This is a genomic window from Streptomyces sp. NPDC054047, assembly GCF_055585065.1.
On the sequence record NZ_JBVJKV010000021.1, the window covers coordinates 37,261 to 49,551 of the forward strand.

Below are 12,291 nucleotides of genomic sequence, written 5' to 3' on the forward strand. Positions count from 1 at the left end.
CACCCGGTTGCCTACGCCACGCCCGCACCACGCCCGCACCACGCCCGCACCACGGCTCCGCCCCAGCGGGGTCAGCCGTCCAGCTCCCCGCCCCGCAACCGCGCCACCTGCGCCGCACTGAACTCCACGGTGCGGCGCATGTGGCCGATGAGCAGGTCCAGTTCGTCGTCGTCGTACCGCTCGAAGAGCGCGAACCAGCCGCCCCCGAGCTTGTCCCACATCCGCCCGAACTCCGCCACCGCGTCCGGCACCGTCGAGACCAGGACCCGCCGCCGGTCGGCCGCGTCCCGTTCCCGTACGACGTAACCCGCCTTCTCCAGGCGGTCCACGAGCCGCGTCGCCGAGCCCGTCGTCAGACCGGTCAGCTCGGCGATGCGGCCGGTCGTGACGGGCCCTTCCTCCAGGCTGAGCAGGTTCAGGCACTGAAGGTCGGTGGGGTGCAGCTTCAGGTGGTCGGCGACGGCCTGATTGAAGAGGGCGTACGAGGCCATGTAGCGCCGCGACTCGACGGACAGCTCGTCCACCAGAGCAGCACGCCGCGCACCGGCACCGGTCGTCTTCGTGGCCACGCGGGACCCCCTCCTCCAGCTCCGAACAACATCTGCGTCAGACAGAAAGCGTACGGCGCAGATACCCGACGCCACAGGGGACCGGGACGAACTGCCTCATGCCACGATCTCCCCATGCTCATCGCCCGCTCCGCCGCCCTCTTCGTCCTCGCCGCGCTCTTCGAGATCGGCGGCGCCTGGCTCGTCTGGCAGGGCGTACGCGAGCACAAGGGCTGGGCATGGATCGGCGCGGGCGTCATCGCCCTCGGCGTCTACGGCTTCGTGGCCACGCTCCAGCCCGACGCCGAGTTCGGCCGCATCCTCGCCGCGTACGGCGGGGTCTTCGTCGCGGGCTCGATCGCCTGGGGCATGGTCGCCGACGGCTACCGGCCCGACCGCTGGGACGTGACCGGCGCGCTGATCTGCCTGGCAGGCATGGCGGTGATCATGTACGCGCCACGGGGCCGCTGAGAGCCACCGGCGGCCCGCCTATCCTTGGCCGAGGAACAGGACAGAACGTACGTACGCCCAAGGAGCAGCCATGACCGCCGCCGCGAACGCCGCGCCCGCCGCCACCCGCATCGCGATCGTCACCGGCGCGAGCAGCGGCATCGGCGCCGCCACCGCGCGCGGCCTGGCGGCAGCCGGCTACCGCGTCGTCCTCACCGCCCGCCGCAAGGACCGCATCGAGGCCCTCGCCGCCGAGCTCACGGCCGCGGGCCACGACGCGCTGGCGTACGCCCTCGACATCACCGACCGCACGGCCGTGGACGAGTTCGCCACCGCCTTCCGCAAGGTCGCGGTCCTGGTCAACAACGCGGGCGGCGCGCTCGGCGCCGACACCATCGCCACCGGCGACCCGGCCGACTGGCGCCAGATGTACGAGACGAACGTCATCGGCACCCTGAACGTCACCCAGGCCCTGCTCCCCGCACTCACCGCGAGCGGCGACGGCACGGTCGTGGTCCTCTCCTCCACGGCCGGGCACGGCACGTACGAGGGCGGCGGCGGCTACGTGGCCGCGAAGCACGCCGAGCACGTCCTGGCCGAGACCCTGCGCCTGGAGATCGTCGGCACCCCGGTCCGCGTGATCGAGGTCGCCCCCGGCATGGTCAAGACGGAGGAGTTCGCCACGACCCGCTTCGGCGGCGACGAGGAGAAGGCGGCGAAGGTCTACGCGGGCGTATCGGCCCCCCTCACGGCGGCCGACGTGGCGGACACGATCACCTGGGCGGTCACGCGCCCGCCCCACGTCAACATCGACCTCCTGGTGGTCCGCCCCCGCGCCCAGGCCTCCAACACGAAGATCCACCGCGAACTGTGACGCCCCCCTCCGAGGACAAGAGCGCCGAGCGGCGACACCTCGCCCAGGAGACCAAGAACGAACGCCTGGTGTGGTGGTACCTGGCGTACTTCCTCTTCGGCATCCACATCATCGCGTTCGTCATGATCTTCGCCATCAAGAACGCGAAGTAGGGAGGAGCAGGGATCAGCCCTTCACGCAGATGACCTGCTTGAGCTTGGCCACGACCTCGACGAGGTCGCGCTGCTGGTCGATGACCTGCTCGATCGGCTTGTACGCGCCCGGGATCTCGTCCACGACACCCGAGTCCTTGCGGCACTCGACGCCCCGCGTCTGCTCTTCCAGGTCCTGCGTCGAGAAGCGCTTCTTCGCGGCGTTGCGGCTCATCCTGCGGCCCGCGCCGTGCGAGGCCGAGTTGAAGGACGCCTCGTTCCCGAGACCCTTCACGATGTACGAACCGGTGCCCATCGAGCCGGGGATGATCCCGAAATCGCCGCTTCCGGCACGGATGGCGCCCTTCCGCGTGACCAGCAGGTCCATCCCGTCGTACCGCTCTTCGCTGACGTAGTTGTGGTGACAGGAGATCACCGGCTCGAAGGTCACCTTCGCCTTCTTGAACTCCTTGCGGACCACGTCCTGGAAGAGCCCCATCATGATCGAGCGGTTGTACTTCGCGTACTCCTGCGCCCAGAAGAGGTCGTTCCGGTACGCCGCCATCTGCGGGGTCTCCGCGATGAATACCGCCAGGTCACGGTCGACCAGACCCTGGTTGTGCGGCAACTTCTGGGCCACACCTATGTGGTGGTCGGCGAGCTCCTTGCCGATGTTCCGGGAGCCGGAGTGCAGCATCAGCCAGACCGAACCTGCCTCGTCGAGACAGAATTCAATGAAGTGGTTGCCGCTCCCGAGCGTTCCCATCTGCTTCGTGGCCCTCTCCTGGCGGAATTTGACCGCATCGGCGATCCCGTCGAAGCGCGACCAGAAGTCGTCCCACGCGGACGTGCCAAACCCATGCAGCCGCCCCGGATCCACGGCATCGTCATGCATGCCCCGCCCCACCGGAATCGCCTGCTCGATCTTCGACCGCAGCCGCGACAGATCCCCCGGCAGATCGTTCGCCGTCAGCGACGTCTTCACCGCCGACATGCCGCAGCCGATGTCCACCCCCACCGCCGCCGGGCACACCGCGCCCTGCATGGCGATCACCGAGCCGACCGTCGCGCCCTTGCCGTAATGGACGTCCGGCATGACGGCCAGGCCCTTGATCCAGGGCAGCGTCGCCACGTTCTGGAGCTGCTGGAGTGCGACGTCCTCGACCGAGGCCGGGTCCGTCCACATCCGGATCGGTACCTTTGCCCCGGGAACCTCCACGTACGACATAACGTCCTCATTCCCCCGTAGTTGAACACACGTGTTGAAAGTCTCGTAGCGCAAATACCGGAGCCAAGGTCAACGAAAGGGATGACGGACCGGCGTCCACGGCATTGCGTGCGATACACATTGTGTCCACCGGTCGCCCATCAGCGGCAACCCAATATCCCTGGCGAGAAGGAGCCCACACGGTGCAGCGGAAGGCCTACGTACCAGGCGTCGCAGCTCTCATCGCGGCGCTGCTCGCCGGCTGCACGGGCGGGGGCGCGCTCGGCGGCGAACCGGACGACTCGAAGCCCGGCGACACCGGCGGCACCACCGCGGCCGCCGAGCCCGGCAAGTACCGCACGCTCCCCGAGCCCTGCGGCCAGGTCGACCGCAGCACGCTCGACTCGATGCTGCCCGGCATCAAGGAGATGCCGGACGAGGAGCAGCAGGAGAGGGCGTACGAGGGTGCGCCCACCGTCACGTACGACACCGATCGGCGTGTGGGCTGCCGCTGGAAGGTGGAGTCGTCGGACGCCACCCACCATCTGCTCGTCGACTTCGAGCGCGTCGTGTCGTACGACGCGGAGGTCAGCGACGACACCCGCGCCACGGAGGTCTACTCGTCGAAGGCGCAGAAGGCCGATCTGCCCGAGCCCTCCGGCACCCCGACCACCGACGAGGAATCGGATGACGCGGGGGCGGATCCCGAGCCGTCCACCGGTGCGGGGACAGCCAAGACGGACAAGACGGGCAAGGCGGACAAGGGCGAGTCCGGCAAGGGGGGTGACGGCAAGGGTGACGCGGACGGCAGCGCCTCCAGCGGAGCCCCGGAAGACGCCGTCACACCCCTCGGACTCGAGCCCCGCATCCTGGACGATCTGGGCGACGAGGCCTTCATCGACGACGCGCTCACGACGTCCGCGTCCGCGACCCGGCACCGCACGGTGACTGTGGTGTTCCGCACGTCGAACGTCGTCGTGACCGTCGAGTACGACGAGCAGCCGGGGCGTCGCACCGACATCCCCGACAGCAAGGAAATGCAGGACAAGGCGCAGGAACTGGCCGGGAGCCTGGCCGACAGGTTCTCCGATTAGGGACGGTTCGGACGGGGCACCGGCTCCCCGGAAGCGGAGTCGTCCGCGTCGGGCACGGCGTACCGTGGCCCATCGAACCGACGACAGCCGTCTTGAGTGACTTGAGTGAAGGAACCATGCACCGACCAGCACAGCGACTCACCCGCATACTCACCTGCGCAGCCGCCGTACCGGTGATCTTCATTGCCTCCGGCTGCTCCTCCGACTCCGGATCGGGTTCGGACGGGGCCAAGAAGGACTCGGGCTCGAAGGCGTCCGCCTCGGCCCCGGGCAAGGACAAGGCCGCGACCGTGGAGAAGGCGGCGTTCGGCAAGCTGCCCGAGCCCTGCGACGTCCTGTCGAAGAAGACGCTCGACGACCTCGTCCCGGAGGCGAAGGACAAGTCGGGCAAGGCGGGCACGTCCGACGACACGTCGGCGCGCGGCACCTGCTCCTGGGACAGCCTGGACAACAACGGCGTCGACGGCTCGCAGTTCCGCTGGCTCCGCGTCTCGCTGATGCGCTTCGACTCGGACGCGTCGCTCGGCAGTGGCGCCAAGCGCGCGCAGAACAACTTCGCCAAGCAGGTCGCGGACGCGCAGGCGACGGACGGCGCGAAGAGCGTCAAGACGGAGCCGGTGCCGGGCATGGGCGACCAGACGACGGTCGTGGCGTACGACCTGAAGAAGGACAAGGAAAACTTCAAGCAGCAGACGGTCGTGACGCGCGTGGAGAACGCCGTCGTCACGATCGACTACAACGGCGCGGGCCTGGCGGGCGACAAGGCGCCGAGCGCGAAGGACCTGTCCAAGGCCGCCGAGAAGGCCGCGAAGGAAGCCTCCGCGGCGGTCGTCTCCGCGAACAAGGCCGACGGCGGCAGCACCGGCGGCAGCGGCTCGAAGGAGTCGGACAGCCCCAAGCCCGACTCCAAGTCCAGCAGCAAGTCGGACCCGAAGTCGGACTCCAAGTCCAGCGGCAAGCCCAAGAACTGACGCCGGACGCGGAATCCGCGGCACGCGCCACGCGGGCAACTCGTGGCGCGGTCAAGGCAGTTGTGGAGCCCGGCCCCTCGGTGGCCGGGCTCCTGCCGTACCGGCACGCGGTCTTCCGCATGCGTGTGCCAGGCTGTCGCTCGCAACAAACCGAACAGGGAGGGGTTCGCGGGTGGCCGCGATGCAGCTGACACGCACGCACCGAATACTCATCGGCGTGGTCGTCGCCGGTGCGGTCGTCATCGCCGGCATCGGTTTCGCGGGGTCGTACGCGGCCGTGCGCGAACTCGCCGAGCAGAAGGGCTTCGGCAGCTTCTCGGTGGTCTTCCCGATCGGCATCGACGCGGGCATCTGCGTCCTGCTGGCGCTCGACCTGCTCCTGACGTGGATCCGCATTCCCTTCCCGCTGCTGCGCCAGACCGCGTGGCTCCTGACGGCGGCGACGATCGCCTTCAACGGCGCGGCGGCCTGGCCCGACCCGCTGGGCGTGGGCATGCACGCCGTCATCCCGATCCTGTTCGTCGTCTCCGTCGAGGCGGCGCGGCACGCGGTGGGCCGGATCGCGGACATCACGGCCGACAAGCACATGGAAGGCGTACGCCTCACGCGCTGGCTCCTGTCGCCCGTGCCCACGTTCAAGCTGTGGCGCCGGATGAAGCTGTGGGAGCTGCGCTCCTACGAGCAGGTCATCAAGCTGGAGCAGGACCGCCTCATCTACCAGGCCCGCCTCCAGGCCCGCTTCGGCCGCTCCTGGCGCCGCAAGGCCCCCGTGGAGTCCCTGATGCCGCTGCGCCTGGCGCGCTTCGGCGTCCCGCTCGCGGAGACGGCCCCCGCGGGTCTCGCGGCGGCGGGCATCGAGCCCGCGCTGCTTCCGCCTGCGCCGGTTCCTGCGGAGCCGCAGCAGCCGGAGCTGGTGGCGCCGACGGCGCCGCAGCTGGAGGCGGAGCCGGTGCAGCAGGGGCATCTGGGGCAGGAAGTCCAGCCCCAGCAGCAACAGCAGCCGCCGGAGCCCGAGCCCGAGGTGGCGCAGGTGAGCCCGTGGTTCGCGGCTCAGCAGCCTTCGTACGTCCCTGAAGAGCCGCACGACCAGTGGTACGCCGACCAGCAGGCGTACGCGGAACAGCAGGCCTACGTCGAGCAGCAGCAGTACCTGGAGCAGCAGCAGGCGTACTTCGACGAGCAGGACCGTGCCGGTCAGGCGGAGGTCGACCCGGCGTTCCAGGTCCCCTCGGGCGCACCCGGCCGCACCCGCCCGCTCAGCGGCCAGCGTCTGATCCCGGGGCCGCGCGAGGAGGCGGGAGAGGCTGCTGAGCAGGAGGCGGCCGAGGAGCTGCCGGTTCCGGATGACGTTCCCGGGCTGCCGGACGACGTCTCGCGCGACGAGGCGTACTTCGTGGCGTTCCGGAAGTACGTGAGCGAGCGCGGGGACTACCCCAACGCCCGCCAGTTCGGCCTGTACCTGATGGACCTGTACGGCGTGACCGGCCAGGCGGGCGGCCCTCCGGCGGAGAGCACGCTGCGCCCGTACCTGCGGGACTTCCGGAGCCGCTACCAGGAGGAGCTGGACTCCGAGTACAGCACGTAGCCGAGGTTCAACCCACGCTGCGGGCACGCTTCTTGCCGGTCTCGCCCCAGACGGCGAGGGCGGCGCCGACGACGGCCAGGGCGAGGTATCCGGGGGTGGGGATGTCCCACCACTTGTGGAGGAGGCCCCACGGGTTGTCCCCGAAGATCCGCCCGGCGGCGCCGAGGGCGCCCTGAATACCGACGACCCACCCGACGATGGCGATGATTTCCTTCATACGTCCACGATCGCTCGCCCCGGGGCGTTGTTCGTCCTGCCCCGGAGTGATCTCCCGGTAGTCCCAAAGATGCAAGCCGGCTACCGCTTCCCCTCCACACCCCCTACCGGCTCCCCCGCAGCCTCGCCTGCCCCCGAACAGGCAACCGAGCGGCCGTTCAAGCGGTGGGGCACGAAGCGGGGACCCATCCGAAGGCGCCCCGGCGGCTCACGGCAGGTCCGTGGGATGCGGAGGGGCGCCGGCCAGAAACTGGACGGCGCCCCCGATCACGTACAAGCCAAGCGCTAAGCGCCCAGCAGCTTGCGGACCCGCTCCGCGCCCACGGCGAGCAACAGCGTGGGCAGCCGCGGACCCGTCTCCCGGGTCACCAGGAGGCGGTACAGGAGGGCGAAGAACGAACGCTGCGCGACCTTGATCTCCGGGGGGAGCTCCTTGGCCGTGGCGTCCGCCGAGAAGCCCGCCTGCACCTTCGGCACGCCGTACACGAGGTGCGTGAGCCCGTCGAGGGACCAGTGCGAGTCGAGGCCCTCCAGGAGCAGCCGCAGCGACTCGCGGCCCTCGTCGTCCAGGGAGGAGAGGAGCTCCGCGTCCGGCTCGGCCCGCACGATCGTGCGCGCGTCGGCCGGGACCTGGGTGGTGATCCAGTTCACGGCCCGGTCGAGGCGCGGCCGCGCCTCGTCGAGGGACGAGATCGGGTCCGAGGGGTCCAGGTCCCGCAGGATGCGCAGCGTCTGGTCCTCCGCCCCCGCCGTCACGTCCGCCACGGACGCCAGCGTCCGGTACGGCAGCGGACGCGGCGTCTTGGGCAGCTCACCGGCGGCCGTACGCACCGCACGCGAGTGCGCGGCGGCGTCGGCGGGCAGCACGGAGCCGTCCGCGACCTTCGCGTCCAGCTTGTCCCACTCGTCGTAGAGCCGCTGGATCTCCTGGTCGAAGGCGATCTTGAAGGACTGGTTGGGCTTGCGGCGGGCGTAGAGCCAGCGCAGCAGCGGCGCCTCCATGATCTTCAGGGCGTCCGCCGGGGTCGGCACACCCCCCTTGGAGGAGGACATCTTCGCCATGCCGGAGATGCCCACGAACGCGTACATCGGACCGATCGGCTGCACGCCGTCGAAGATCTCGCGCACGATCTGCCCGCCGACCACGAACGACGACCCGGGAGAGGAGTGGTCCACGCCGCTCGGCTCGAAGATGACGCCCTCGTACGCCCAGCGCATGGGCCAGTCGACCTTCCAGACCAGCTTGCCGCGGTTGAACTCGTTCAGGTGGACGGTCTCGGTGTGCCCGCAGTCCGCGCACACGTACGACAGCTCGGTGCTCGCGTCGTCGTACGACGTGACCGTGGTCAGGTCCTTCTCGCACGCGCCGCAGTACGGCTTGTACGGGAAGTACCCGCTGCCGCCGCCGCTGCCGTCGTCCTCGCTCGCGGCGCCGGACCCCTCCGCGGCCTCCAGCTCGGCCTCGTCGACCGGCTTCTGCGACTGCTTCTTGCCCGGGGCCTTCTTGGTGCGGTACTGGTCCAGGATCGCGTCGATGTCACCTCGGTGCCTCATCGCGTGCAGGACCTGCTCGCGGTAGACACCCGAGGTGTACTGCTCGGTCTGGCTGATCCCGTCGTACTCCACGCCCAGCTCGTCGAGCGCCTCGGTCATGGCCGCCTTGAAGTGCTCGGCCCAGTTCGCGTACGCGGAACCGGCCGGGGCGGGCACGGAGGTGAGGGGCTTGCCGATGTGCTGGGCCCAGGTCTCGTCGACGCCGGGGACGCCGGCCGGGACCTTGCGGTACCGGTCGTAGTCGTCCCAGGAGATGAGGTGCCTGACCTGGTGCCCGCGCCGCCGGATCTCGTCCGCGACCAGGTGTGGGGTCATGACCTCGCGGAGGTTGCCCAGGTGGATCGGGCCCGAGGGGGAGAGCCCGGAGGCGACGACGACCGGTTTGCCCGGGGCACGACGCTCCGACTCGGCGATGACCTCGTCCGCATAGCGGGAGACCCAGTCGGTGGTATCGGTGCTCTGAGCCACGATCGGCACGCCTTTCTTCTTCTGATCTTCTTCTACGTGGGTACCGCTTGTCGCGGCCATTCTCCCAGCTCCACCCGCAACCGCGAAAACCGCTTTTCTCTGCATGGGATACTTGCCGGGTCTATCTGCACCTCGAGGAGAACGGCATCCACTCCATGGCCTCGGTCACGTCCCTCACCGCCTCCGTCCACCAGCGCCTCGCGGACGCCCTCTCGGCTGCCCTGCCGGAGGCCGGCTCCGCCGACCCGCTGCTGCGACGAAGCGACCGGGCCGACTACCAGGCCAACGGCATCCTGGCCCTCGCCAAGAAGGCGAAGGCGAACCCGCGCGAGCTCGCGACGAAGGTCGTCTCGGAGATCACCGCCCCGGACCTGATCAGCGAGGTCGAGGTCTCCGGGCCCGGCTTCCTGAACATCACGGTCACCGACAGGGCGATCACCGAGAACCTCGCCGCGCGCGCCGCCGACGGCGACCGCCTCGGCGTGCCGCTCGCGGAGCACCCGGGCACGACGGTCATCGACTACGCCCAGCCGAACGTGGCCAAGGAGATGCACGTCGGCCACCTGCGGAACTCGGTCATCGGCGACTCGGTGGTCCAGATCCTGGAGTTCACCGGCGAGAAGGTCGTCCGGCGCCACCACATCGGCGACTGGGGCACGCAGTTCGGCATGCTCGTGCAGTACCTCATCGAGCACCCGGACGAGTTGGGCCACAAGGCCGCCGAGGGTGACGAGGCGGGCGAAGAGGCGATGTCCAGCCTCAACCGCGTCTACAAGGCCTCGCGCACGCTCTTCGACTCCGACGAGGAGTTCAAGACGCGGGCCCGGCGCCGGGTGGTGGACCTCCAGGCGGGCGACCCCGAGACCCTCGCGATCTGGCAGCGGTTCGTGGACGAGTCGAAGGTCTACTTCTACTCGGTCTTCAACAAGCTGGACGTGGAGATCCACGACGAGGACATCGTCGGCGAGTCCGGCTACAACGACATGCTGGCGGAGACCTGCAGCATGCTGGAGGAGTCCGGCGTGGCGGTCCGGTCGAACGGCGCGCTGTGCGTGTTCTTCGACGACGTGAAGGGCCCGGACGGCAACCCGTCCCCGCTGATCGTCCAGAAGTCCGACGGCGGCTTCGGGTACGCGGCCACCGACCTCTCCGCGATCCGCGACCGCGTCTTCAACCTCAAGGCCGACACCCTGCTGTACGTCGTGGACGCGCGGCAGTCGCTGCACTTCAAGATGGTCTTCGAGACGGCCCGCAGGGCGGGCTGGCTGACCGAGGACGTCAAGGCGGTGCAGCTCGGCTTCGGCACCGTCCTCGGCAAGGACGGCAAGCCGTTCAAGACGCGTGAGGGCGAGACCGTACGCCTCATCGACCTGCTCGACGAGGCGATCGACCGGGCGTCGGCCATCGTCCGCGAGAAGGCCCAGGACCTCTCCGAGGAGGAGATCGCCGAGCGCGGTGCCCAGGTGGGCATCGGCGCGGTGAAGTACGCGGACCTGTCGACGTCGGCGGTGCGCGACTACAAGTTCGACCTGGACCAGATGGTGTCGCTGAACGGCGACACGAGCGTGTACCTCCAGTACGCGTACGCCCGTATCCAGTCGATCCTGCGCAAGGCCGACGACGTGTCCCCCAAGGCGCACCCCGAGCTCGAACTGGCCGAGGCGGAGCGGGCGTTGGGCCTGCACCTCGACCAGTTCGCGGAGACGGTCGCGGAGGTCGCCGAGGAGTACGCGCCGCACAAGCTGGCGGCGTACCTCTACCAACTGGCCTCGCTGTACACGACGTTCTACGACAAGTGCCCGGTCATCAAGCCGAAGCCGCCGCAGGACATCGCGGAGAACCGCCTGTTCCTCTGCGACATCACGGCCCGCACCCTGCACCAGGGAATGGCCCTGCTCGGCATCAGGACGCCCGAGCGCCTCTGATCCCCGTCAGGGGCGCAGCGCGCCCCCGAGCCTCCGCAGTCCCTCGGCGATCTCGTCGGGGGACTGCGTCACGAAGCACATCCGCAGGGTGGCGACGTCGGGCTCACCGGCGTAGAACGGCGCCCCCGGCACGTACGCCACGTCGTGCTTGACGACCTCCGGCAGCAGCGCGGCGGTGTCGTACCCGTCGGGCAGCTTCGCCCAGACGAACATGCCCCCTTCAGGACGGCCCCAGGAAGAGCCCTGCGGCAGCGCGTCGGCGAGGCCCGACAGCATGGCGTCGCGCCGCTCCCCGTACGCCGCCGCGACCCGCGCCACATGCGCGTCCAGGTCGTTGTCCGCCAAGTACCGTGCCGCAGCGAGCTGGTTGACGGTCGGCGTGTGCAGGTCCGCGGCCTGCTTGGCGATGGCGCAGGCCCGCAGCAGCGCCGCGGGCGCACGCAGCCAGCCCAGGCGCAGGCCCGGCGCCATGACCTTGGAGAAGCTGCCGAGCAGGACGGTGCGGTCCTCGGCGCCGGGGTACGAGGCGATCCACGGCACGCGCTCGCCCTCGAACCGCAGCTCCCCGTACGGGTCGTCCTCGACGATCCACAGACCGCGCCGCGCGGCGATGCCCGCGATCGCGGCGCGCCGCTCGGCCGGCAGGGTGCGGCCGGTGGGGTTCTGGAAGGTGGGCACGGTGTAGAGCAGCTTGGGCCGGTGGAGGGCGACGAGTTCGTCGAGGGCGTCGGGGTCGATCCCGGCCTCGTCGCACGGCACGGCGACCACCCGCGCGCCCGCGAAGGCGAAGGCCTGGAGCGCCGCGAGGTAGCAGGGGTTCTCGACGAGGATGGTCTCGCCGGGCTCGATGAGCGCGGTGGCGAGCAGCGAGAGCGCCTGCTGCGAACCGGTGGTGACCATCAGGTCGTCGGCGCCGGTGGCGAGCCCGCGCGCGGAGAACCGCCCGGCGACGGCGGTCCGCAGGGCGGGTTCGCCCTCGGTGGTGGAGTACTGGAGCGCGCGCTCGGGCTGCTCGGCGAGCACGGCCCGGAACGCGGCGGCGATGCCTTCCTTGTCGAAGAGGCCGGGCGCGGGCAGCCCGCCCGCGAAGTTGATGACCTCGGGCCGCGCGGTGACGGCCAGGATGTCCCGTACCGGCGAGCCACCGACCGAGGCGGCGCGGGCGGCGAGCGGCGGGGTGGGGGCGGCGATCGCTTGGTCGGCTGTGGCGGTCATCTACGGCTCCTTCGGCACGGGCGGATGGCTCGAATCGCACCCTAGGCACGTAA

Annotated in this window: 12 protein-coding genes; 7 read left to right on the forward strand and 5 right to left on the reverse strand. The window is 70.0% G+C overall.

The genetic code is table 11. The features are described 5' to 3' along the window. Positions 1 to 71 precede the first annotated feature (71 nt). On the reverse strand, positions 72 to 491 hold the full coding sequence (locus tag ACZ6ZP_RS42710) for a MarR family winged helix-turn-helix transcriptional regulator (RefSeq protein ID WP_351173461.1): 420 nt from the start codon (positions 489 to 491) through the stop codon (positions 72 to 74). 192 nt (positions 492 to 683) lie between these two features. Between ACZ6ZP_RS42710 and ACZ6ZP_RS42715 the strand changes: the two genes are divergently transcribed. The 3 genes from ACZ6ZP_RS42715 to ACZ6ZP_RS42725 all read left to right on the forward strand — a co-directional run bounded on the left by ACZ6ZP_RS42715 (position 684) and on the right by ACZ6ZP_RS42725 (position 2,024). Further along, a complete protein-coding gene (locus ACZ6ZP_RS42715) occupies positions 684 to 1,019 on the forward strand; it encodes a YnfA family protein (protein ID WP_135335738.1) in 336 nt (111 codons plus the stop codon). Between the two features lie 70 nt (positions 1,020 to 1,089). Further along, positions 1,090 to 1,872 carry an SDR family NAD(P)-dependent oxidoreductase gene (locus ACZ6ZP_RS42720; protein ID WP_351173417.1) on the forward strand — a complete coding sequence of 261 codons (783 nt, stop codon included), beginning with the start codon at positions 1,090 to 1,092 and terminating at the stop codon, positions 1,870 to 1,872. After that, the gene (locus tag ACZ6ZP_RS42725; RefSeq protein ID WP_468618296.1) at positions 1,776 to 2,024 is read left to right on the forward strand and encodes a hypothetical protein; all 249 of its coding nucleotides are present in this window, start codon (positions 1,776 to 1,778) and stop codon (positions 2,022 to 2,024) included. The genes ACZ6ZP_RS42720 and ACZ6ZP_RS42725 overlap by 97 nt, the downstream gene beginning before the upstream one ends. A gap of 13 nt (positions 2,025 to 2,037) precedes the next feature. On the opposite strand, the gene ACZ6ZP_RS42730 is transcribed toward ACZ6ZP_RS42725, so the two are convergent. Next, positions 2,038 to 3,231: an RtcB family protein gene (locus ACZ6ZP_RS42730; protein ID WP_366462537.1), complete on the reverse strand. Its 1,194-nt coding sequence runs from the start codon at positions 3,229 to 3,231 to the stop codon at positions 2,038 to 2,040. Between the two features lie 182 nt (positions 3,232 to 3,413). On the opposite strand from ACZ6ZP_RS42730, the gene ACZ6ZP_RS42735 reads away from it, so the two are divergent. The 3 genes from ACZ6ZP_RS42735 (at position 3,414) to ACZ6ZP_RS42745 (ending at position 6,860) form a co-directional block, all read left to right on the forward strand. Beyond that, positions 3,414 to 4,304 (forward strand): DUF3558 domain-containing protein, encoded by an 891-nt coding sequence (locus ACZ6ZP_RS42735; RefSeq protein ID WP_469410550.1) that lies wholly within the window; start codon positions 3,414 to 3,416, stop codon positions 4,302 to 4,304. Between the two features lie 116 nt (positions 4,305 to 4,420). Further along, positions 4,421 to 5,275 (forward strand): DUF3558 domain-containing protein, encoded by an 855-nt coding sequence (locus tag ACZ6ZP_RS42740; RefSeq protein WP_469410551.1) that lies wholly within the window; start codon positions 4,421 to 4,423, stop codon positions 5,273 to 5,275. A 172-nt stretch (positions 5,276 to 5,447) separates the two neighbouring features. Beyond that, a complete protein-coding gene (locus ACZ6ZP_RS42745) occupies positions 5,448 to 6,860 on the forward strand; it encodes a DUF2637 domain-containing protein (protein WP_383820468.1) in 1,413 nt (470 codons plus the stop codon). A 7-nt stretch (positions 6,861 to 6,867) separates the two neighbouring features. Here ACZ6ZP_RS42745 and ACZ6ZP_RS42750 read toward each other — a convergent pair whose 3' ends face one another. After that, on the reverse strand, positions 6,868 to 7,077 hold the full coding sequence (locus ACZ6ZP_RS42750) for a hypothetical protein (protein ID WP_351173400.1): 210 nt from the start codon (positions 7,075 to 7,077) through the stop codon (positions 6,868 to 6,870). A gap of 284 nt (positions 7,078 to 7,361) precedes the next feature. After that, positions 7,362 to 9,107 carry a lysine--tRNA ligase gene (gene lysS, locus ACZ6ZP_RS42755; RefSeq protein ID WP_351173397.1) on the reverse strand — a complete coding sequence of 582 codons (1,746 nt, stop codon included), beginning with the start codon at positions 9,105 to 9,107 and terminating at the stop codon, positions 7,362 to 7,364. Between the two features lie 146 nt (positions 9,108 to 9,253). Between lysS and argS the strand changes: the two genes are divergently transcribed. Continuing rightward, a complete protein-coding gene (gene argS / locus ACZ6ZP_RS42760) occupies positions 9,254 to 11,023 on the forward strand; it encodes an arginine--tRNA ligase (RefSeq protein WP_351173394.1) in 1,770 nt (589 codons plus the stop codon). Positions 11,024 to 11,029: 6 nt separating this feature from the next. Here argS and ACZ6ZP_RS42765 read toward each other — a convergent pair whose 3' ends face one another. Then, entirely contained in the window at positions 11,030 to 12,238 is a 1,209-nt protein-coding gene (locus ACZ6ZP_RS42765; RefSeq protein ID WP_383820474.1) for an aminotransferase-like domain-containing protein, read from the reverse strand. Between the last annotated feature and the right edge of the window lie 53 nt (positions 12,239 to 12,291).